This window comes from Paenibacillus dendritiformis (genome assembly GCF_015845845.1).
Classification (GTDB): Bacteria; Bacillota; Bacilli; order Paenibacillales; family Paenibacillaceae; genus Paenibacillus_B; species Paenibacillus_B dendritiformis_C.
Window position 1 is genome coordinate 1 of the sequence record NZ_LDIG01000042.1, and the last position, 21,398, is coordinate 21,398.

The window sequence follows — 21,398 nt, forward strand, 5'->3', positions numbered from 1 at the left end:
CTTCGAAACAAAGTCAGCCGCAGGCGGGTCAAAACGGTCATCGAAAATCTGATCTGGCTGGCCTCTCGAATGGTAGAGCATGCCAGACAAACGAAGCTCCGCTTCGGAAGACATAGTCCATGGTTTCAGACATTCCAGCGCATTTACGGGACCTTGTCGGGATAATAGATTGCGAACCTATGTTTCCGTTCAAGCTTTGCACAAGGGAAGCTTTGTTTCGTGATGTCTTTTTCAAGTGAATCGAGTCATCACCTCTGCTTTCTGCGCCTATCGTTACAGCTGATAGTGATGGTTCTCTTATTCGTAACCCTTTCACGGATTCAGGTTATATATAAAGCAACAATGAAAAGGAAGGAAAGATGGAAAATGAATAGAATATTTCCAAAATCCCTCCTGTTGGTTATCAGCTCCCTTTTGTTGTTTTCAGTGCACAATTCAACTTCCTATGCTGTAGCTCCAAGTGAAGATTACAAAATTCAATACATTGATGGACAGAAAGTGTTATACGATAACACTAATGGAATTACTTACGTAAAAGCTGTTAAACTAGACGGAACAGAGGTTTCTTTGGAGGAATACAAACTTGTGCTTGAAGATTCCAAACGATTAAGAACAAGTCGACTTTCCTCCAAAACCCTGGAACTTAACCCTCATAATGATATAGTACCTCTCGACGTAGTAAGCACAATAAAATATAAGGAAACGAGCAAATGGACGGAATTAATGAATCCTAGAAGAGCTACCCCAACGACTGACTGTAGAAATAGTGCTTCTGCTTGCACGATCAAATTGGAACAAGGAATCTCTACTTCTGAAGAATTTTCAATTAACGTTACAACGCTCGAAATGCCTATAATTAGCTCAAATGCTAGCTTTAGTTGGACTACATCAGCAACTTCATCTAAAACAACAGGAACTGATCTGGCAGTTCCTAAAGGGAAGAAAGGATACCTAACTTGGGCACCAAAGTATAATTTCACCAAAGGGGATTTGAAACATTACGTAACATTGCCTGGTGGTGACTTTAGACTGGTAAAAGAAAAGAAAGGGGAGTGGGGTGCTTCTCCGGCAACTACAGCAATGGGTTTTGCAGACGGTGTTATTGCCTTAGCAATTGAAAAATGAATACTTTTGAGTATCATTCTAATACTCTCATTTCCTAATTTTATCAACGATCGATCATAGGAATCATAGGGAAGAAACTGTACTACTAAACTATTCCTACACACCTTAAGAGGTCTCGTACCCGGTGTGTAGGAATCTTTAATTTATATATATGGTAAAAATAAGAAATGATTTATATTGTATTTGTTTTTATAGTTAGAGGGATGTCGAACTAGAACAGACATGGCGGGGGGAGGGCGAGTTTTTTCAGAATCTAAAACAACGAAGATCCCACGGTGGACTGCAAGGCATTCTGTATGCATCGGATCTGGACAGCACACGCCTATTGCTAAACAGGACGATGGAGTTGCACTGCGGGCGATGCGTATAATAGAACAGGGATTTGTTGATGCTACTGCGGTGATATCGCGGCCAGAAAGATATCGTCAGCCTACATACTGCTGGGAACTTTTAAATTTAAATATACGAAAGAAGGATAAAAGTGAAAATAGCTGAACATGACTGATTCTTTTCTCGGGATGGCAGCAACAGATCGCTAATGAAGAAACCTAGAAGGCGTTCAAAGAGAGGGGCTTCAGTTAGAAGTGCTCACCGAAAATAAAATTAAGGCGGTAGAATTGAAATGAAAAACTCAAGTCTAATGCTTGTTGGTATTTCCTTGGTTGCCCTCAGTGGATTAGAACAAATACTTATCTACATCGCAAACAGCGAAACATCGGGAAATGATTTTCAAAAACTTCTAGACTCCACACCAACCTACATTTGGAATATCACCATAATTACGTTAGTAGTCGGGATATTATTAATCGTTGTACCGTTTCTTCCGATTTCCCCAAAAAATATTCCTTCTTCTGATATGAATAAATCACCTCAATAGAAGAGAGATACTTATCATCTTCGTTTTAACAACAAAGTTCTGAGGGACTTTATTCAACAAAACACGGAAATCGTAAACGTCTGTCATTGAAGCAGCCTTGCCGCTTTCGTTCATCATGATAGAATAATGCCGGGTCCCGAGAATAGCTTATCTCCGCTGCCGCATCTATACACAAAAGCCCCTTTGAGACAACATACAACCTGAGTCTCAAGGGGCTAATAGCTCAACAGCCTTTCACTCGCCAAGCAGCGCGGGCCGATCCAGATGATACAGGTTGCGGTAGCGCGGATACCGCTCCAGCAGCTCCGCATGCGGCCCTCTCATCTCGATGAGGCCGTTCTCGATGAAGATGACCTCATCCATCTGCTCTACGCCGACGAGATGATGCGTAATCCACAGCAGCGACTTGCCCTGCAGCGCGGCGAACATGGTGGCCAGCAGGGCGCGCTCGGTCTGCGGATCGAGCCCGACGGTCGGCTCGTCGAGAATGACGACCGGCGTATCCTGCAGCAGGATGCGGGCCAGCGCGATCCGCTGCCGTTCTCCGCCCGAGAAGCGTCCGCCCGTCTCCAGCACCCGGGTGTCATAGCCGTCCGGCAGCGAGTCGACGAGCGCCTCCAGGCCGACCTGGCGCACGACCCGGCGAATGTCCTCGTCCGAGGCATCCGGGCGGCCCAGCCGGATATTGTTCGCCACCGTCGTGTCGAACAGATGCGGGCTTTGGTTCAAGACCGCGATCAGCTCGGGGATATGCTCCCCATACGTAGCCGCCGGGATGCCGTTCAGCAATACTTGGCCTTCGTCCGGCGACAAGGCTCCCTGCACCAGCTTCAGCAGTGTCGATTTTCCCGCCCCGCTGCGGCCGATGACCGCGATGCGCCGGCCTTGCGGGATATCGAGCGACAAGCCGTCCAGCGTCCAGGCGGCCGTCTTGTCATAGCGGTAGCGGACCTGCTCCAGCCGGATATGCGCCGCTCCGGACGCCAGGGCCGGCCGCAGCTCGGCCTCCGCCGCAGGAACGGGCTGCTCGGCCGCCGGGGCGTCCAGCTTCGCGAGCCGATCCAGCGAATCCTGGTACTGCGGCAGCTTCTCCACCGCCTCCGATACGGGGAGGAAGCCGTCCATGAGCGGGAACACGACCAGGGTGAAGGCCGCGATTAGAGTGGCGGCAATGCGCCCGTCCGCATATTGGCCTCCTGACCAGCACAGCATGAGCACCAGCACGGCCGCGACGACGCACTGTCCCAGCAGCATGCGAAGCCGGGCCCAGCCGTTCAGGCGGCGCTCCATGCGGGCGACGGACTGCTCGCCCTCTTCATATTCCGCCGTGAACCGGGAAGCGCGGCCGCTAATGACCCAATCGCTCATCCCCATCACCGCATCGGTCAGCCGCTGATACAGCACGTTCCGCTCCTGCTTGATGCGGGTCTGCCAGGTGCGGGTAATCAGCAGAGACACCCAGGGCAGCACCGCGATCAGCAGGAGCAGCAGCAGGCCGATGAAGAGCGCGAACGGCAGATCGAACCAGCCGAGCGCCGCGATGCAGGCGGCATAGGCGACGAGCGCCACCGCGCCCGGGAACACCGTGCGCAAGTAGACATTTTGCAGCTGCTCGATATCATCCGCCAGCGTGCTGAGCAGCTCTCCCGTCCGGAAGCGGGAACGGAGGAACAGCGCTTGCGGCTCCAGGATGCGGTACATCCGCTCCCGCATCTGGGACAACACGCGCAGCACCGCATCATGGCCGACCAGACGTTCGACATAATGGACGACGGCCCGCCCAATGCCGAACGTCCGGACAAGCACGATGGGCACGTAGACGAGCAAAATATTTTCCGGACGAAGAGCCGACTTCGAAATCAGATAGCCTGACGTGAAGGTTAAAGAGGAGGCGCACACCACCGTCAGTACGCCCAGGGCGATAATGACGGCGAAGCGACGGGCATAGCGCCGCATATACGGCATAATCCAGCCTTCGCGGTTCATAGCGTCTCCTCTCCTTCCATGCGAATCATGTCATAGTAAGCCCCCCGCTTGGCCAGCAGCTCTTCATGGGTCCCCGTCTCCGCCACCTTGCCGTCCTGGAGGACAATAATCCAATCCATATCCGGCATCCAATGCAGGCGGTGCGTGGCCAGGAAGACGAGCCGATCCCGGAACAGCTCCAGCATCGTCGACTTCAGCTCATACTCGGTCTCGATGTCCAGATGCGCCGTCGGTTCATCGAGCAGCATAATCGGCCGTCGGCTCAGAAATGCCCGCGCCAGCGCAACCCGCTGCTCCTGTCCGCCGCTGAGCGAGCGTCCGCCGTTGCCGATGCGCTCGTCCAGACCGTTCGGAAGCTGTTCCGCCAACCGGCCCAGCCCCGCGGCGGCCATCGCCCGCTCGACTTCGTCATCGGTCGCGTCCGGCGAATAGAAGCGGACGTTGTCCGCCAGCGAGGAGCTGAAAATATACGGATGCTGCGGGATGTACGTCGTCTGCTTCCGCCAGTCCTCCCCGGTCAGCGACGCCCGTTCCTGTCCGTCCACCCGGATCGTTCCCGCTGTCGGCTGCAGGAAGCCGCCGATAATATCGATCAGCGTCGACTTGCCGGCGCCGCTCGCGCCGATGATGCCGACCTTGCGGAAGCCTCGAATCTCCAGATCAATCTCCTGCAGCGAGGATGGGCCCTCCTCCTCATGCCGCATCCCGATGCCGGTCATTCGCAGCACGCTATCCTGCGTCCAGGCCGGCAGCGCCTGCGAGGCAGGCAGCGGCTCCGACTTCGCTCCCGCGCGGATAATGGACTGCATCGCCTCGCCCGCTTCCTTGCCGTCCAGCGTCGCGTGATAATCGGCCCCGACCATGCGGACCGGAAGGAAATATTCCGGCGCCAAGATAAGGATCGTGAGCGCGGTAACGAGCATCATCTCCCCGTCCACGAGGCGCAGCCCAAGGCTGACCGCCACCGAGGCGACGGACAGCATCGTGAAGAAGTCCAGGGAGAAGGAGGACAAGAAGGCGACGCGCAGGGTCCGCATCGTAGCCGAGCGGTATCTGTCGCTCACCTTGGAGACGGTGGCTCCGTGCGAGCGGCTGCGTCCGAGGAACTTGAGCGTCTCCAGACCGCGCAGTGAATCGACGAAATGATTCGATAACTGCCGGTACGACGCCCACTGCTTCTCGGTCTGCTTGCGGGCGGCCAGCCCGACAAGAATAAGAAACGCGATGAGAATCGGCATCGTCACCGCCAGAATCAGGGCGGCGACGATATCCTGAGTCGCAATGTACGCGAGGATAAGCACGGGCGTCACTGCGGTCCCAATCATGCGGGGCAGGAACAGCTCCATATATTTGCGGAACTTCCCGACCCCTTCGAGCACAAGCGTTACCGTCGTGCCCGTACCCTCTGTCCGGGTATGCCGCGGCCCGAGGCGGAACAGCGCCTCCAGCAGCTGGCTCCGCAGGCTGGCGCCGGTCTTCTCGGCAAATCGGTAAGCCACCTTCTGCTGCAGCAATGCCGTCAACTGGCGCACGAGAAAAGCAAGCAGGAACAGCCCGATCTTGCCGGCTTGTTCCTGCCATGCCGCCCCGGCGAACAGGGCGGAAATTGCTTCTGCCAGCCAGACGGCCAGCATAATAATAGATAGGGTGTGCACCAGGGCAATGGCGGTCAGACTGGCAAGAACCGGCTTGATCCCTTGGTAGCCGAACAGATTCTTGCCCATTAGTATTCGAGATGCTGCTTCTCGTTCACGCGCTTATGGAAGACGAAGTAGCTCCAAATCTGGTAGCCGAGCACAAACGGAAGCAAGGTTACCGCTACGATCGTCATCACTTTGAGCGAATAAGCGCCCGAAGCCGCATTATGAATCGTCAGGTCGAATGCACTGTTGATGGAGCTGATCATCACCCGCGGGAACAAGCCGATAAAGACGGATGCGATCGAAAGCAAAATAATGCCTCCGGTCATGCCGAACGCCCAGCCGTCCTTCTTCTGCTTCATGAAGTATCCGGCGAGCAGGAAGACGATAAGACCAAGGACAGCGACGACAGCCAGGATGGCGCCGCGAACCTGGAACACATCGGTCATGAAATAGGTCATGACGGCGAACAAGACGAGCAGCGCGGCGAGCGGAATCATCAGCTTCCGAGCGAGGCGGCGTGCGCGCGCCTGCAGATCGCCCTCCGTCCGCAGCGTCGTGAACATGAGCCCGTGCACAAGGCAGAGCACGGTAACGGTAATGCCGCCTACTACGGTATAGAGATTCACCATATCGAAGAGGCCGGCTTTCATTTCCATCTGCTGATCGATTGGAAGGCCCTTAATCAGCCCGGCGAACACGACGCCGAACAGGAACGGAGGCAGCAGGCTGCCTACGAAAATAGCCAGATCCCATGTTTTCTTCCAACGCTCGCTGTCCACCTTGCCCCGGAATTCGAAAGCGACGCCGCGCACGATAAGCGCGAGCAGCACCGCGACGAGCGGGACATAATAGCCGCTGAACAAAGTCGCGTACCAGTTCGGGAAGGCGGCGAACATCGCCCCGCCGGCGGTCAGAAGCCAGACTTCATTGGCGTCCCAGAACGGGCCGATCGAATTGATAAGCACCCGGCGCTCTCCGTCGGTGCGCGCCAGGAATTGAGTCGACATGCCGACCCCGAAGTCGAAGCCCTCGAGGAAGAAGAAGCCGACGAACAACACAGCGACAAGAACGAACCATAATTCATTGAGTGAGAGCATGACGTTCCTCCTTATCGAATGGATCGTGAGACACGCGGACAGTCACGTCCTCGTTCGGTCCTTTTTTGATAACGCGTACGAACAGGTAGACCATCACGATAGCCAACACCGTGTAAATGGCGGAGAAGGCAATCAGGGAGAACAGCACCGAGCCTCCGGTCACGCTAGGCGAGATACTGTCTTCCGTCGTCATCAGCCCGAATACGGTCCACGGCTGGCGCCCGATCTCGGTCATAATCCAGCCCGCCGTATTGGCAATGAACGGCAGCGAAATGGCATACAGCATGAAGCGCATGAACCACGTATTCTTCTGATCCAGCTTCTTGCGCGCCATCAGCCAGACGCCGTACAAGCCAAGCAGAATCATCAATGTGCCGGCAGCGACCATGATGCGGAAGCTCCAGAAGGTCGTGCGCACCGGCGGAATATAATCGCCAGGTCCGTATGTTTGCTCGTATTCTGCCTGCAGCTCCTTCATCCCCTTGACGTCTCCGGAGAATTTGCTGTAGGACAGGAAGCTAAGTAGGTATGGAATCTTCACTTCCATCTTGTTCTCTTGCTTATCCGGATCAATCGCCGCGATAACCGTCCAAGGCGCCGGGTCCTCACTCCGCTCCCACAGGCTCTCGGCCGCAGCCATCTTCATCGGCTGTGTATGCACCAGGTACTGCGCTTGCTGGTGGCCGAAGATCGCGACCAGGAACGACGAGATCAAGGCGACCACGATACCCAGCTTGAAGGATTTTTTGAAAAACTCAAAGTCTTGGCGACGCAGCATCTTATACGCACTGACACCCGTAATGAGGAAGGCGCCTGTCGCAAATGCGCCCAGCACCGTATGCGGGAATTCCACCAGCAACTGGCCGTTGGTAACCAGCGCGAAGAAATCATTCATCTCGGCCCGGCCATTGTTGATGGCGAAGCCGACCGGACGCTGCATGAACGAGTTGGCCGCGAGAATCCAGAACGCGGACATCGTCGTTCCGATTGCCACAAGCCAGATGCACAGCAAATGCACCTTCTTGCTCAGCCGCTCCCAACCGAAGATCCAGAGCCCGATGAATGTAGACTCCATGAAAAAGGCAAGCAGCGCCTCGATGGCAAGCGGCGCGCCAAACACGTCTCCGACGAAGCGGGAGTAGTTGGACCAGTTCATGCCGAACTGGAATTCCTGAATGATACCGGTCACGACGCCGACGGCAAAGTTGATAAGGAACAATTTACCCCAGAACTTGGCCATTTTCTTATACTCTTCATTGCCCTTGGCGACATACATTGTCTCCATAATGGCAATCAGCAGCGCCAGCCCGATGGATACCGGGACGAAGAAGAAGTGAAAAATCGTCGTCGACGCAAACTGGATGCGTGATAAGATTAGCGTATCCATTTTTTCGTTCCACCTTTCTTTATTATGGGGGAGTTCAAAAAGGTCGGTTGACTTTTGAACATCCTCTTAGAGGCCCTGCCGTACGCTTCGGGTAGCCGTCTACGCCCTACGCGCATGGCATAAGCCGTTGACTGCGATACGAGAAACAGCTCGATCAATGACAAACGTTACAGGACTCAGTGTTATTTTGTCAGATGGACATGCCGGGCTAATGTGACTTTAGTCACATCTTATCAGAATAGAGTGAGCAAATTGCGAACTTTGTGCCATTGTTCACAAAAGCGTTGAAATTGAGGTCAAGCCGGAAGAGAAAAGACATAGCATTCCCGGTAAGGGAAGCGTTTGATTTCTACTTTTTGTTTCACTTTTTCCATAAAATACTATGCAAAACATCCTCGTTAATGCCTTCTGGGTACCTGCTAAGGGAGAACCAAACGTCAAAACAGACCATAAAAAAGAAGCCTAGAGAAGCGCCAAGCCAACCAAGGTAAAAGTATTTAAACGAGTTCGTGTAGATCAAATCATCATACTGCGCAGAACACAAAAAAGCCGCGGAAGAACGCGGCCACTTGTGATCGTTTATTTCAAATTACCCGACATTTGCGGCAAGTTTGTCTAGCGACTGGTTCATGCCCATGATGGCATACTTCAGCATCTCTCCCGCCATCCAGCCGTTCCATCGGCACAATCTTCTTATACACGCCGGCGGAGTACGACTCTATGCCGCCATGTTCTTCCGGGGCGCGCATGCAAAACACATATTTTCCGCCTTCGCGCAAATCGATTTCGCATCGGGGCGAGGTATAATGTTCCGGCCCCCACCATTTCATGACCAGCTCCGGATCGGTCCATGCCTTCCAGACGAGCTCCACCGGATAGTCAAACTCACGAGTGATGACAACATCTTGCATCTTGGAATGCAGATTCATTTTCGAATTCCCCTATTCGCTTTGGTTTCTTTTCACTTTCCCCATTTCTTCCTTCAATACGGCATCCAGCGCGTCGAGACGTCTGCTCCAACGCAACCTCATCTCATGGGACCATTTTTCGAACTCCATCATCGCCTCGGTGTTTATCCGATATATGCGCTGTTGTGCTCTCTTTTCCACATGCACCAGATTAGCTTCACGAAGAATTTTGAGATGCTGAGAAATTGCCTGCGGACTGACTTCGAACCGGTTGTGAATTTGCGATGCGGGGCAGCCATCATGGTCAGCCAACATCTCCAGAATCGTTCTCCGGGTCGGATCGGCCAGAGCGGAGAATATATCAATCGGCATACACCGTTTCCCTCCTCCTTCCCATAAAGTGGTTATGCTCAACTCAATCATGGTGACTGTTATTGTCGGTAAACTTATAATACATCATTTTCTTTATAAAGAAAATTCTTAAATAATGAACACAAAAAATTCTTTACAATAGCCGCTTGAGAACGCGGCCAATCGAGAAATATAAAATTCCTTAGACTTTAGATATTTCTACGGTCAAAAGAAACATGAACGCAAAGAGAATTAATATCCAAATTGCCAGATTCAAGTTTCTTCTGATCTCAAACATACCAACAATCCAAAGCATGGCCGTAATCGAAACCATAACCCGAAAATGCGAACTAGGCGTATTTGTGATAATTCCTTCTATGGCAGGCAAAAGAACAATTGCTAGTGCTGCATGATACCAAAGCGGTTTTTTGTTCATAATCTCCCCCCTTGCCAAATGTTAGGTTATATAGCCATATTAACAAAACTCTCTAGGGGGCTTCCAGGGTTTTCAAAAAACCGCCACCTCCGTTTACGATTGAGAGTCTCGGAAGTGACGGTTATCCACCAATTCACCTAATGCTTCTTCTTCCCTACCGTCACTATGGTGTCGCCCTTTATTGCATTCGCCTGCTGTTCCTTGTTATACAGCCAGTAAGACGGCGTATCCGTCACCTGTTGAATCCGCAGGCGGAATTCCTTCTTCGGCAGCTGATCCCATTCGATAATGAGCATATTGCCGTCGACGGCAATATGCTCCGGAGGAACTGGCGTCTCCCCATCTTCGGTTATGATATGGAGGCTGCCGGGAAGCTTGGCGGAGGACTCATCGACTCGCTTCTGGAACGAAATGACCGCCTTGTCATGCCGCGGGCGGGCAACGGTGACCGGAACGGGCGCTTCCTCGTACATATATTTGCCGAGATGATATTCATAGGCCGTCCATGTACGGAACCCCATCTGCGCCGCCTCGCGGCCGAACGAGTCGTACCAAGCGCGGTCCTTCGCCATGGCCAGCGACGAGCCGATGTCGGCCTGGACGCCAAGCGGAATAGTCGGATGAACGGCGCGAATCTGATCGACGAAGCTCTGATAGCTGCGGATATACTGCGGCGGAAGCGCGTCCTGGGGCTTAATCCAGTCGGGCCAATGCGTCTGCAGGATATGCAGATCCGGCCGGACCGCCGATATCATCTCTGCGGCATCGAGGCCCTGCATCTCGCGCAGCGTCTCCACCGAATCCGGGCCAGCGTCGATCGCGAGCGACCAAGTCGCGACGAGAATATCCTTTCTTGCGTCCCGCACCCCGCCTTTTCCGTTCATCAGTTCCTCGAGAAAGCGGTTGACGGCCTCGACCCGGAACTCGATCCAATCCTCATACAGCTCGACATTCGTCAGATAGAAGTCGGGATGATCCGGATCGGTGAAATTCGGAATGCGGTCATATCCGTACTGTTCGCGGAAGGCCGCTTGGGCCAGCGGGCCGACATCGCCGTATACGCCGCGATCGATGCCGTCCCACTCCGGAAAGTATGGCTCCGCGACTTCAATGCCGTCGAACGGGATATCCCGGACCAGGCTCGCCAGCTTCTCCTTCTTCCACTGGACATAAGCTTCGCTGTGCGGGGAAAAGCGGTAATACCCGTCATTCACCGGGGTCAACAGCTCCATCTGCCAGCTCGGCCAATCGGCCGGGAAGCCTTCGACCGAGTACGATCCGTTGCCGAGGACCAGCGCCCAGACGAACAGCCCTCTCTCCTGAAAAGCCTCGACAAGCTCGCGGTTAACATGATTCTCATTCACGACGAAATACCGGACGGACTTGTACCCGTTCTGGACAATCTCGTCGGCGATGCTTGCTGCCGAGCGATCTTGATAGTAACGGAACCCCGGATCCACCTGAATGGTCGGGCCCGCTAAGGCCGAAGCCTTGCCTAAGCCGAGGGCCGCTCCAGAACCCTGTTCACCTTGCTCGGCGGCCTGCCCGATTCCTGCAGGAAGCACACAAAATAGAACGGTTAGTGCGGCCAAGCAAATCCCCGCGTGGCGGTGCCATCCCCGCTGGCGAAATAGGAACACATGGAACACCTCCTCTATTGGATCTAAAGCTGCTCCCCGGCACCCTGCACAGCAACTATGGCAGTTCGACCCACTCATTAGGCCGCTGGGCTGCCAGCAAGCCATACTCGATGATGGTGATGATGGAGACGGTCTGGCCGGAAGGAACCGGGACCTCTCCCGACTCGAAGAAGGCAACAAGCTCTTGAATGAATAGCTGGAAAAAATCCGATCCCGGCTTCAGGATTCGGCAGCTCCCCGAATCGTATGCAACAGCGGTTGTGAACGGACAATCGCCGCCCAGGTGATGCATCGTCGCCTGCCGGCCATCCTTGAATTCGATCAGGAGCGCGGGCGCGATCCCGGTCCCAATGAACATGACGCGCTTCGCTTCCGTTCCCATCATCGAGACGATTGGTTCAATCTGATGAATGGAATAATTCTCGAACGTGCCGGGACCCCAGGTGCAGATCGTCTCGATTCCCGATCGCTCGGCTTCGCGGTATTCCGTCGCGAACCGCAAGGCCGACGAGGAGTACATCGGCGTGCCGTGCAGGGCCGCGCGCTCGAACAGGCGCAGTGCCGCCGCCCGATCCGGGGCGAAGGTCTTGTCGATGTACGTCGGCTTCCCCGAGGCCAGCGGCAGCTGGGCGAGCGCTTCGTGATGCTCCGGGTTGTCGGGCGACAGCACGATGAGATAATCGCTCTCCGCCACCACCTCTTCCACCGTATGGCGCAAGGCGATCCCATGCTTCTCGCACCATGCCGCGCTGTTCAACCCGCGTTCGGCATCCTTCATCCCGTAAGCATATGCGACTTCCATCGTTCCGCCGGAAGCGGCTCGAATCCAGTCCGGGTACTTGTTGGCATGCCATTCGTCCAAATAATAATCGATGAACCCGATCTTCTTCATGCCCGCGCTCCCTCTTTCGCGAATGAAATCTCTCGCCCTTGCTCCGAAGAATCATAGATGGCCTGAATCATTTTGGCCGTCAGGATGACCGTATCGATATGGGACGGCAGCCGCTCGCCCGACTTGACGCAGGCGAGGAAGCTGTTGATCTCGTTCCGGAAATGATCGGTCTTCGTGAATTTCGGGGTGCTCTCCAGCAGGGCGCCATGCTTGGCGCTGTAGATCGTGAACTCGGCGCCGTACTGCAGCCGGATGCCCGCCTTGTCGCCCAGGAAGTCGATATACATCTCGTCGACCCCGATATTTTGCGCCCATGCGCCGTTGACCGTAATCGAAGGTCCCGCCGTGCGAATCATCGCGGTGACGAAATCGTCGACATCGTAGGTTCCCTCATAATTGGGCGGCCCCGCCCACATGTTGAGGTAGGAGTAATTTTTCATATCTTTGCCCAGCTTGCAATACGTCTGCCCTGTCACCGTCTGCGGCTCCGGATCGCCTGCGCAGTACATGACGATGTCGAGAAAATGCACGCCCCAGTCAATCAGCGCGCCCCCGCCGGCGACAGCCTTGGTCGTGAAGTCGCCCCCCAGTCCGGGAATCGAGCGCTGCGCGCGGAAGCTGACGTACACGTGGTACAGATCGCCCAGCTCTCCGTCCTCGATCATCTTCTTAATAATATTTACTCCCGTGTTAAACCGATTCACGACGCCGATATTCAGCGTCATTCCGGTCTCATGCTGCACCTTCTGCATCTCCAGCGCTTCCTCGTACGTGCGGGCTGCCGGCTTCTCACACAGCACATGCTTCCCTGCCCGCATGCAGTCGATCGCGATCGAGGCGTGGCAATGGTTCGGGGTGCATATGGAGACGGCTTCGACATCCGGATCGTCCAGGATAACGCGATAATCTTCAATCGCGATGCCGCAGCCGTATTTCTCGACCGCTTGCTCCGCCCGCTCCTTGCGAATATCGCAGAAATATTTGATCTCGGCATCCGGATTGGCCAGATAAGCTGGAATGTGGGCGCTGTTGGCAATCGTTCCGCAGCCGATGATGGCTACTACTGTTTTACTCATTTCGACATCCCTCCTATTATTTGAAGCCGGTTAAGGCTGAACCGGATTGCATGAAGTATTTCTGGCCGAAGAAATAGAGGAGAATCATCGGCACCGCCATAATCGTGGAAGCCGCCATCAGCTTCTCCCACTGGGCCCCGTGATCCTGCTGGAAGCTCTGCAACCCGACCGTTATCGTCCATTTGGCAGAGTCATTCAGATAGATCAGCGGCCCCATAAAATCAACATAGGACCAAACAAAGGAAAACAAGGCCACGGTGACCAGGGCAGGCTTCAGAATCGGCAAGATGATCTTCGCGTAGATGCGAAGCTCGGAAGCCCCGTCAATCTTCGCCGCCTCGGACAGCTCGGCCGGCACCCCCATCAGGAACTGGCGCAGCAGGAAGATGAAGAACGGCGCCCCGAAGAACGCTCCGATCGTAAGCGGCAGAATCGTATTCACCCAGCCCAGCTTCGTAAAAATGATATACTGCGGAATCATCTGCACCTGCGCCGGCAGAATCATCGTGGCGACCACGATCGAGAAAATGATGTTCCGTCCGCGCCACGGAATCCGGGATATCGAATAGGCTACCAACGGAGCCGAGAACAATTGCCCGATAATATTCAGGGCGCAGATGAGGAACGTGTTCATCATATAACGGGTGAACGGAATCGCCTCGAACGCCGCTTTATAGTTGGACCATTGGAACGTCTCCGGCAAAATGCGCGGAGGAAGCTGGAAGATCTCATCCGGCGTCTTCAACGAGGTCATCACCAGCCACAAAAACGGAAACAAAAAGAGGATGGAAAACAGAATTAGCACGGCATGGGGCAAAATATGCTTCCGCAACCGGATGGCCATCTTAATCACCTCCGTAATAGACCCAGCGGCCCGATGTCTTCAAGAGCACGAACGTAATCAGCAATACGATCAGGAATAAAATCCAGGCGAGCGCCGAAGCGTAGCCCATTTTCAAATAGACGAACGCTTCCTGATACAGATTGACCGCGTAGAAGAGCAAGGACTGATCTGGTCCGCCCAGCGATTTGCCTCCGTCCACCTTGCCCCCGGCCAATATGTAAGACTCCGTAAAGATCTGGAATGCGCCAATCAGACCCATAATGAGCTGGAACAAAATAATCGGCGACAGGGCGGGAACGGTGATCCTCCAGAATCGGTGCCACCAGTTGGCGCCGTCCACTTGCGCCGCTTCATAATATTGCTTCGGCACGCCCTGCAGGGCCGCCAGGAAAATCAAGGCGCCTGCCCCGGAGCCCCATAAGCTCATCAGAATCAGCGACGGCTTCGTATACCGCGGATCGAGCAGCCAGGCGGGATCGGGGAGCCCGAGCGCGCGCAGCGTCATATTGATCAGGCCGAAGTCCGGGTTGAGCATCCACGTCCACAGCAGCGCGCTGGCGACGATCGGAATGACCGACGGCAAATAAAATATCGTCCGGTAGTAGTTGATGCCTTTCACTTTCGTGTTCAGCAGCAGCGCGATCAGCAGGGAGCATGTTAACGTAATCGGTACGGAAACAAACGCCATGAAAAACGTGTTGCCCAGCGACTTGTAGAAGCCGCTGTCGGCGATGATCTGCTTGTAATTGTCCAGACCGACCCATCTCGGCGGGCTGAACAGATCGTAGTCCGTCAGACTGAAATAAAGGGATCCGAAGAACGGGTATACGGTAAAAACGAGAAAACCGATAATCCAGGGGGAAGCGAATGCCAGGCCAAGATAGACATAATGACGCTCCTTCTTCGACCAACCAGCTCTCCTCCCCTGTCGCATCGCGGGCGTGGAGACTCTCATCTTCGCGGCTCTCCTTTCGTCAGCATTACTCGCCGGGCTTATGCCGGCTCCGATCCGGGGCATTGCTGCAGCGGACCGGAGCCATGCGGCCGAACTCTATTTCACGAGCGGCTGAATCTTGTCCTTGACCTTCTTCAAGCCTTCCTCCATGCTGATGCTGCCTCGCAGAATCGCGTCATACTGGACGCCGAACTCGGTCATATACTCATTCGCGAAGGAAGTGGCAGGGAAGGACTGCAGATTGCCGCTTGATGAGTATTCCAGGAACTCCTTGAATCCCGGCACCTCGGCATAGATCGGATTCGTGAATGCGGACGTTCTCGTCGGGAGATTCCCGATCGCAGCCGTAAATTCAGCCATTTGCTCCGGCTCGGTAATCCACTTCAAGAACTTCCAGGAGGCATCCGGATGCTTCGCGCCCTTCGGAATATAGAACACGCTCGTCGCTACATTCCCCGGATTCTTCATGTCCGGATTGTTCTCATCATACGGAATCGGCGCAATGCCGTAATTCAGATTCGGCGCGAATTGCTTAATGAAGGTCGGCAGCCATTCGCCGTCGATTGTCATGGCATATTTGCCGGAGAAGAAGGGATTCTGCGCGGACATATATTGTCCAAGACCCGAAGAGAACCGATCCAGATTGTCGGACCCGTATTGATCCCAGATGCTCTTGGATAGCTCAATGGCCGCTTTCACGCCCGGATGATCCGGCGTCACCTGCTTCGCTTCGGCATCGTAGAACGAACCGCTGTACGCATAGGCGAAGGTGTACGCATCCATTCCCGGCCATAGTCCGAGACGCTGAAGGCGTCCTCCGTCCTCCACGATGCTCAGCGCCTTGATATATTGCTTCAGCTCGCCGATCGTAGCCGGAGGACCGTCGAAGCCAGCCTCGGCCAATATATCTTTGTTATAGAACAGCATCGACACGTGCATCGCAATCGGGATGGCGTAAGTCTTGCCCTCATACTGCGACGTGCTCAATGCCGCCGGAACGAAATCTTGCAGATCGACACCATCCTGGGCAATATAATCATCCAGCGGCATCATCGCGCCCCGCAGCCCCCAAGGCACTACGTTCTGGCCGAATTGCGAGGCGATATCCGGAGGATTGCCGCCGGTAATCGCCGTTAGCTGCTTCTGATAATCGCTCTGAGACAGCCCCTTCACCTGGATGCCGGGATTGGCCTCATTCCACTTGGCAATCAGCTTCTCAATCGCTTCGCCCTCCGGCCCGGTCCATCCGTACCAGAAGCTGATCTCTACCGCGTCCGCGGAAGAACCGTTGTCTGTCCCGCCGGCTTCGCCCCCCTTAATCTGGGAGCTGCCGTCCGCATTTTGGGAATTGCCGCCAGAGCATCCGGATACAATCGAGATCATAAGAACGAGAGCAAGACACCACATCAACGATTTTCTTCTCATACTTCATCCCCCCGTAATGGTGAATCGAACAACCGTCTGCGACCCTGTTAGGCTAACAAGTACCCATATGGTATCATGTAAACGCTTTATTTCATTTCACTTTTGTCTGTATAAGTGGGATTATCGTATGATTGTCATGATTTGACTGCAATGCTTGCTTGCGGAAATAGGCAGGGGAGATGCCTGTATATTTTTTGAAGATTCTGCAAAAATAGGACAGCTCGTTAAAGCCCGTAGAATAGCACACATCCGTAACGGACAGCTCCGGCCGCATCAGCATGCCGATGGCGTGAAAGATGCGAAGATCGGTGACGTAGCGGTTGAACGTCTTGCCTGTCCATTCCTTGAACAGCCCGCAAAAGGTCGACCGCGACAGATTCGCGATCGAGCATAGCGTGTCGAGCTTCAAATTTTCATGATAGTTCGTATGGATGTACTCAATCACCCCGGTCATAATATTTTTATATTTTTCTGATTTCTCAAATCCCGCATCGACCAGCTCCCGGTTCACCTGCCGGACCAGAATGGACAGCAGCAGCAGCAGGTTCGCCTTCAACAGGATCTGAAAAAAGGGAGATCGCCTCTCGTACTCCGCCAGCATCTCCCTCATCAGATTTCGAACCCTGACCTCGATCACGTTCTCCAGCGTTATTTTGGACTGGATGCTTGTCTCCCTTCGCAAAAAATACTCTACATAGGCGACATCAAAAAAAGCATGATCCACCGGCTTCTCTTCCAACCGTTCGTTAATAAAGGAGGGCATAAATTCACAGCCGTAGATTTCAAGCTCCTGCCCCGAAGGAATCTCCACGCTATGCAATGTGAACGGAGAGACGACAAAAATGTCTCCCGCCGCAATCGCGAACCGCTCGCCGCTCACCGTATGATGGAAGGCTCCTTTGGCGACATACCAGATCTGAAAATAGTCGTGGCAGTGGGTCATTAAGCTCGGTTGGGCCGTCAATCGGTACATTTTGCAGGGCAAGTCCTCCAACATTTCCATCTTGGAATTAAAATAAATAATGCCGGAACGAGTCAATTCATCAATATCTGCTATGTTCCATTGAAGCGCCATTGATATTCACTCCTTCATATTCCGCTATATGTGCTCGGCCATTCGAATACTTCTCTTCCTTGTAACCGTTTTCCTATGATCGTATGCAAAAATTTAAACATCTCGCTCCAAAAAGAGATTACAATGAAAGTGAAGAGAGGAACGTCGATATGGAGGAGTGGGGATGCCCATGAAGCCCAAAATCGTATACTTGGACGGCGTAAGAGGATTGGCCGCTTGCATCGTGGTGATATGCCACTTCTTTCAGGTGTTTCTTCCGTCTGTCTTTGAAGGCAGACCGGAGATTGCGCATTTTGCCTTCGAGGCTGCCGCCGCGCAGACCCCGATCAATCTGCTGTTTAACGGTAACTTTTCTGTATGCCTGTTCTTCGTGCTAAGCGGTTACGTGCTGAGCTATCGTTATTTTCAGACCAAAGACCGCCTGCCTCTCTACTCCTCCGCAGCTCGAAGATACTTCCGCTTGGCCGTGCCCGCTTTTCTGTCCGTTGTCTTGGCTTATCTGGCAATCATCGGCGGATTCGGGTTCTATGACGACATTCAAGGGATTACCCTCTCCTCCATGCCCGATCCGTTCGCGGCCGATACCGGCGTATGGACGATGCTGACAGAGAGCCTGTTCCATACCTTCTTCACTTATGGCTCGCAATACAATCCCGTGCTCTGGACGATGACGTACGAACTGTTCGGGTCCTTTTTGATCTTCGCGTTCCTGCTGCTGCTCGGTAAGCGCAAGCTTCGGTTCGCCGTCTATGCGCTCCTGATCTGGTTCTGGATCGACTCTTACTATTTGGGATTTGTGCTGGGCATGCTGCTGAGCGATCTCAAGCATAGCGACCGGAACTGGCTGGCCGCCATCAACCGGCCCTGGATCCATGTGATATTGGTCATCGCCGGCATATACCTGGGCTCTTACCCTTATTGGAGTCCGCAGGGAACCGTGTATTCCACCCTCGTATGGGAAGCGCCCGGATTCTCCTTCTTCGAGTTCTACCATGTCATCGGATCATTCCTGATCCTGACAGCCCTATTGAACTCCAGCCGGATGCAGACCCTGTTCAACCGCAAGCTGTTCGCCTATTTGGGCAAAATATCGTTCTCGCTGTATCTCGTGCATTTTACTATTATATGTTCCCTCGGCAGCTATATCTTCTTGCAGCTCCATTCCGTGCTGCCTTATGGGATGAGCGTCCTGCTGACGATGCTGAGTACGCTGCCGGTGATATTTGCCGTGGCCCATCTCTTCGAGCGGTTCGTCGATGCCAAGACGCTGGCCCTGCTCTCGCGATGGAGCAAGCGGCTGTTCGGCACTGCGAAGCGGCGAAGATGGGAGCACGCCGTACAGGGGGAGAGAACGGTTGGGATGGATTGAGAGGTTTAGGGCGTTCCCGACTCCAACGAATTCTCGAATGTGAAAAATAAAGAAGAGAAAAGACGCGATGTCCTTTCTCTTCTTCCCTTCTTACTATGGCTTAGTCCGCCCCCACATTCGAACCAGAGAGATTCCGCTCAATAAGCCGAACAAGACGCTGATGTGGATGCGATATAATCCCAGAGGCAGAAATGCCGCCCCCTCCACCGAGAACACGGGGCATAGGGAGATAAATAACGAGAGCAATAGAAGAATCGCGTAAAAAGTTTGGAATCCTGCCGCCTTCCTTCTTGCCAGCTTCACAATTTTATCTCCCTCAAGCAATATGCCGATGATGACGCTGCAAATGACGACTTGCAGACGATCGATAGCGGCTACCGACGAAAGTTCAATGATGTGGCGGTTCATATTCACAAAAGCCCGCTCCATCGCCCATAATAACAACAGGATGGCAATACCGGCTCCAAATCGTACCGCAACGGTCCGCATCTCAATTCACTCCTCTCCATAGTTGGAGAAATGGCGTGCAAAACTGTTAATTATTTCTTTAAATTAATTTGTTTATAGACATCTGACCAGGCGCTAGTCCATTCATCTGCCTTACCTGTCCAAATGATATTCTCATCTTTATCTCTAACAACAACATTAGGATTTACTGGCTTTAATTCTCCTGAATCAATTGCAGCCTCTATAAACTTTTTTTCTTCAATATATTTCGACAATCCAGAACCATCCTTATGGTTCATATTTTCCTTACTTTTGAGGTTGGAGCTGCTAGATTCTAAATACATGCCGTTTTTAGAACCTATCTGAGCATTCATGGCAAATAAACCAGAAGCAGTCCACCCATTCAATAAGGTCCAATTCTCATCATTATGCGCTTTGACTAATTGGCTTATTAAAATGCTTGAACTTCCCGTCCAAGTATAATCTATCCATGCCTTGACACTCTTACCTACGCACATTAGAACCCAAACAGCAAACATAGAAAATCTTTGGATTTTTTTCACAAAGCATACATCCCAAAATTTTCTTCAATATCTATCATAAGGAACATTAAGAATGATTTCAACCTTTATTTGTTTTTAACTCCAGACATGTTGATTAACCAAATTGTGTAACTCAAACAAGCCCGGCAGGGCTGAATTTTTCTCTTATCCTCTGCATCTTAACGAGCCATTCGGGAGGAAGGGAATTTAGCCTAAATAGACGTGCAAAGTGAATAAAGGACAGCTTTTGATGCCTAGATACGACCCCTTGAGTGGTATCAAATAACCATTTGAGTAACACGTAAACGATGAGAGCTACAAACAGCTGCCCGTACACGGCATTTTCAGTTGTCCCGAACAAAGTAGGGATATTCAAGTGCTGCTTGATCCAGCGAAAGAAAACCTCGATTTGCCACCGGGCTTTATACATCTGTGCGATTTCTTCTGGGGTCACTTGCATGAGATCGGTAACGACGCGGAGTTCTCGGCCATCGAAATCTTGGAAGGTAACGACGCGATGCCGCTTCTTGGATCGACATTGCTCTGTTCCAAGTTGGCACGTAATGTCCCGGATGACCGGGCTGTTAGGCTCTTTTTGCCGGCGTAGAGCACGTGGTTTTTCAAGATGAACGTTATCACGCAGTCGAACGACAAAGGATTGACCTTCTTCTTTGAAACGATCTAATCGTTCGAGCTTCCCGTAAGCCCGGTCCATAACCATAATGTAATCCAAATGGGTTAAGCTTTCACAGAGCGGACCATCATGTTTCGAACCAACCGTTTCGACCACGTTTAGAGGGGAGTCGCATTGGGCTTGCAAAGAAACATGTAGCTTAATGCCCGAACGCTCACCATGGTAAGGGGCCCAGGGCAAGCGAGTTTTTCCTACCGTTACGGTCGTCGAGTCAATCAAAAGCAATTCTTTAGGAAAGGCCAGCTTTCGGGTCGTTTGACGATTACAGGTTTGGATGAGCCGGTGTAGGAGCTCCTTGAATACAGCAAAGGGAACCTCAGCTGCCTTTCCGGAAAAACTGGAATAATGGACAGGAAGCAAGCCGCTGGCTGCTGCATGAACCACACCTGAACGGTAGCTATCCCATTGTTCAGAGGCAGCCATCGCCCAATATTGTAGCAAATGATGGACGGTAAACTTGCGGGCCTTGTCTTTATAGCCGGCGAGTTCGATTGCAGAATCGATTTCTTCTGCAGGCAAAACGGATTGAAGGATGGACAGGATCGTGGTAGACTTTTTCATGGAGTCGCCACCTTTCTTCGGTTGAGTTTGTAGGCGTACAAACATTTTACCGGGTGTGCGGCTTTTTT

Annotated in this window: 20 protein-coding genes and 1 pseudogene; 4 read left to right on the forward strand and 17 right to left on the reverse strand. The window is 53.0% G+C overall.

The annotated features are described in order from the left end of the window. The 3 genes and pseudogenes from ABD76_RS29070 to ABD76_RS00555 all read left to right on the forward strand — a co-directional run. A pseudogene (locus tag ABD76_RS29070) lies at nucleotides 1-165 on the forward strand (IS1380 family transposase); the annotation flags it as partial. Between the two features lie 201 nt (nucleotides 166-366). Further along, the gene (locus tag ABD76_RS00550) at nucleotides 367-1,125 is read left to right on the forward strand and encodes a DUF6060 domain-containing protein (RefSeq protein WP_197253377.1); all 759 of its coding nucleotides are present in this window, start codon (nucleotides 367-369) and stop codon (nucleotides 1,123-1,125) included. Between the two features lie 622 nt (nucleotides 1,126-1,747). Then, nucleotides 1,748-2,002, forward strand: coding sequence for a hypothetical protein (locus ABD76_RS00555; RefSeq protein ID WP_197253378.1), 255 nt, complete (start codon nucleotides 1,748-1,750; stop codon nucleotides 2,000-2,002). A 234-nt stretch (nucleotides 2,003-2,236) separates the two neighbouring features. On the opposite strand, the gene cydC is transcribed toward ABD76_RS00555, so the two are convergent. The 14 genes from cydC to ABD76_RS00625 form a co-directional block, all read right to left on the reverse strand. Next, nucleotides 2,237-3,988, reverse strand: a complete 1,752-nt coding sequence (cydC, locus tag ABD76_RS00560; RefSeq protein WP_197253381.1) for a thiol reductant ABC exporter subunit CydC — start codon at nucleotides 3,986-3,988, stop codon at nucleotides 2,237-2,239. Beyond that, nucleotides 3,985-5,712, reverse strand: coding sequence for a thiol reductant ABC exporter subunit CydD (cydD, locus tag ABD76_RS00565; RefSeq protein ID WP_197253383.1), 1,728 nt, complete (start codon nucleotides 5,710-5,712; stop codon nucleotides 3,985-3,987). Before cydD ends, cydC begins: the two co-directional genes overlap by 4 nt. Next, complete coding sequence (gene cydB, locus ABD76_RS00570; protein ID WP_197253386.1) at nucleotides 5,712-6,728, reverse strand: cytochrome d ubiquinol oxidase subunit II; 1,017 nt, start codon at nucleotides 6,726-6,728, stop codon at nucleotides 5,712-5,714. The genes cydD and cydB overlap by 1 nt, the downstream gene beginning before the upstream one ends. Further along, entirely contained in the window at nucleotides 6,712-8,115 is a 1,404-nt protein-coding gene (locus tag ABD76_RS00575) for a cytochrome ubiquinol oxidase subunit I (protein ID WP_197253389.1), read from the reverse strand. Before ABD76_RS00575 ends, cydB begins: the two co-directional genes overlap by 17 nt. A gap of 584 nt (nucleotides 8,116-8,699) precedes the next feature. Further along, nucleotides 8,700-9,044 (reverse strand): SRPBCC family protein, encoded by a 345-nt coding sequence (locus tag ABD76_RS00580; protein WP_197253391.1) that lies wholly within the window; start codon nucleotides 9,042-9,044, stop codon nucleotides 8,700-8,702. Nucleotides 9,045-9,056: 12 nt separating this feature from the next. Continuing rightward, nucleotides 9,057-9,395 (reverse strand): ArsR/SmtB family transcription factor, encoded by a 339-nt coding sequence (locus tag ABD76_RS00585; RefSeq protein ID WP_197253393.1) that lies wholly within the window; start codon nucleotides 9,393-9,395, stop codon nucleotides 9,057-9,059. Nucleotides 9,396-9,576: 181 nt separating this feature from the next. After that, nucleotides 9,577-9,810: a hypothetical protein gene (locus ABD76_RS00590; protein WP_197253395.1), complete on the reverse strand. Its 234-nt coding sequence runs from the start codon at nucleotides 9,808-9,810 to the stop codon at nucleotides 9,577-9,579. Between the two features lie 137 nt (nucleotides 9,811-9,947). Next, nucleotides 9,948-11,450, reverse strand: coding sequence for an N-acyl-D-glucosamine 2-epimerase (locus ABD76_RS00595; protein WP_197253397.1), 1,503 nt, complete (start codon nucleotides 11,448-11,450; stop codon nucleotides 9,948-9,950). 55 nt (nucleotides 11,451-11,505) lie between these two features. Continuing rightward, nucleotides 11,506-12,342 (reverse strand): Gfo/Idh/MocA family oxidoreductase, encoded by an 837-nt coding sequence (locus tag ABD76_RS00600; protein WP_197253399.1) that lies wholly within the window; start codon nucleotides 12,340-12,342, stop codon nucleotides 11,506-11,508. Next, nucleotides 12,339-13,418 carry a Gfo/Idh/MocA family protein gene (locus ABD76_RS00605; RefSeq protein WP_197253402.1) on the reverse strand — a complete coding sequence of 360 codons (1,080 nt, stop codon included), beginning with the start codon at nucleotides 13,416-13,418 and terminating at the stop codon, nucleotides 12,339-12,341. Before ABD76_RS00605 ends, ABD76_RS00600 begins: the two co-directional genes overlap by 4 nt. A 16-nt stretch (nucleotides 13,419-13,434) precedes the next feature. Further along, entirely contained in the window at nucleotides 13,435-14,262 is an 828-nt protein-coding gene (locus ABD76_RS00610) for a carbohydrate ABC transporter permease (protein WP_006676192.1), read from the reverse strand. 1 nt (nucleotide 14,263) lies between these two features. Beyond that, nucleotides 14,264-15,217, reverse strand: coding sequence for a carbohydrate ABC transporter permease (locus ABD76_RS00615; protein WP_197253404.1), 954 nt, complete (start codon nucleotides 15,215-15,217; stop codon nucleotides 14,264-14,266). Nucleotides 15,218-15,313: 96 nt separating this feature from the next. Further along, complete coding sequence (locus ABD76_RS00620) at nucleotides 15,314-16,642, reverse strand: ABC transporter substrate-binding protein (protein WP_197253406.1); 1,329 nt, start codon at nucleotides 16,640-16,642, stop codon at nucleotides 15,314-15,316. 91 nt (nucleotides 16,643-16,733) lie between these two features. Continuing rightward, nucleotides 16,734-17,717, reverse strand: a complete 984-nt coding sequence (locus tag ABD76_RS00625; protein WP_197253408.1) for an AraC family transcriptional regulator — start codon at nucleotides 17,715-17,717, stop codon at nucleotides 16,734-16,736. A 169-nt stretch (nucleotides 17,718-17,886) separates the two neighbouring features. Here ABD76_RS00625 and ABD76_RS00630 point away from each other — a divergent pair, with 169 nt between their 5' ends. After that, nucleotides 17,887-19,086, forward strand: a complete 1,200-nt coding sequence (locus ABD76_RS00630) for an acyltransferase family protein (RefSeq protein WP_197253410.1) — start codon at nucleotides 17,887-17,889, stop codon at nucleotides 19,084-19,086. Nucleotides 19,087-19,179: 93 nt separating this feature from the next. On the opposite strand, the gene ABD76_RS00635 is transcribed toward ABD76_RS00630, so the two are convergent. The 3 genes from ABD76_RS00635 to ABD76_RS00645 all read right to left on the reverse strand — a co-directional run. Continuing rightward, entirely contained in the window at nucleotides 19,180-19,575 is a 396-nt protein-coding gene (locus tag ABD76_RS00635) for a hypothetical protein (protein WP_197253411.1), read from the reverse strand. Nucleotides 19,576-19,625: 50 nt separating this feature from the next. After that, complete coding sequence (locus ABD76_RS00640; RefSeq protein WP_197253413.1) at nucleotides 19,626-20,096, reverse strand: hypothetical protein; 471 nt, start codon at nucleotides 20,094-20,096, stop codon at nucleotides 19,626-19,628. A gap of 112 nt (nucleotides 20,097-20,208) precedes the next feature. Then, nucleotides 20,209-21,398: IS4 family transposase (locus ABD76_RS00645; RefSeq protein WP_242069277.1), on the reverse strand; the 1,190-nt coding region annotated here is incomplete at its 5' end.

Excerpts from the sequence above, each read along its gene's own strand:
- ABD76_RS00550 (WP_197253377.1), top strand. The coding sequence starts at position 367 with ATGAATAGAATATTTCCAAAATCCCTCCTGTTGGTTATCAGCTCCCTT.
- ABD76_RS00555 (WP_197253378.1), top strand. The coding sequence starts at position 1,748 with ATGAAAAACTCAAGTCTAATGCTTGTTGGTATTTCCTTGGTTGCCCTC.
- cydC (WP_197253381.1), bottom strand. The coding sequence starts at position 3,988 with ATGAACCGCGAAGGCTGGATTATGCCGTATATGCGGCGCTATGCCCGT.
- cydD (WP_197253383.1), bottom strand. The coding sequence starts at position 5,712 with ATGGGCAAGAATCTGTTCGGCTACCAAGGGATCAAGCCGGTTCTTGCC.
- cydB (WP_197253386.1), bottom strand. The coding sequence starts at position 6,728 with ATGCTCTCACTCAATGAATTATGGTTCGTTCTTGTCGCTGTGTTGTTC.
- ABD76_RS00575 (WP_197253389.1), bottom strand. The coding sequence starts at position 8,115 with ATGGATACGCTAATCTTATCACGCATCCAGTTTGCGTCGACGACGATT.
- ABD76_RS00580 (WP_197253391.1), bottom strand. The coding sequence starts at position 9,044 with ATGAATCTGCATTCCAAGATGCAAGATGTTGTCATCACTCGTGAGTTT.
- ABD76_RS00585 (WP_197253393.1), bottom strand. The coding sequence starts at position 9,395 with ATGCCGATTGATATATTCTCCGCTCTGGCCGATCCGACCCGGAGAACG.
- ABD76_RS00590 (WP_197253395.1), bottom strand. The coding sequence starts at position 9,810 with ATGAACAAAAAACCGCTTTGGTATCATGCAGCACTAGCAATTGTTCTT.
- ABD76_RS00600 (WP_197253399.1), bottom strand. The coding sequence starts at position 12,342 with ATGAAGAAGATCGGGTTCATCGATTATTATTTGGACGAATGGCATGCC.
- ABD76_RS00605 (WP_197253402.1), bottom strand. The coding sequence starts at position 13,418 with ATGAGTAAAACAGTAGTAGCCATCATCGGCTGCGGAACGATTGCCAAC.
- ABD76_RS00610 (WP_006676192.1), bottom strand. The coding sequence starts at position 14,262 with ATGGCCATCCGGTTGCGGAAGCATATTTTGCCCCATGCCGTGCTAATT.
- ABD76_RS00615 (WP_197253404.1), bottom strand. The coding sequence starts at position 15,217 with ATGAGAGTCTCCACGCCCGCGATGCGACAGGGGAGGAGAGCTGGTTGG.
- ABD76_RS00620 (WP_197253406.1), bottom strand. The coding sequence starts at position 16,642 with ATGAGAAGAAAATCGTTGATGTGGTGTCTTGCTCTCGTTCTTATGATC.
- ABD76_RS00625 (WP_197253408.1), bottom strand. The coding sequence starts at position 17,717 with ATGGCGCTTCAATGGAACATAGCAGATATTGATGAATTGACTCGTTCC.
- ABD76_RS00630 (WP_197253410.1), top strand. The coding sequence starts at position 17,887 with ATGAAGCCCAAAATCGTATACTTGGACGGCGTAAGAGGATTGGCCGCT.
- ABD76_RS00635 (WP_197253411.1), bottom strand. The coding sequence starts at position 19,575 with ATGCGGACCGTTGCGGTACGATTTGGAGCCGGTATTGCCATCCTGTTG.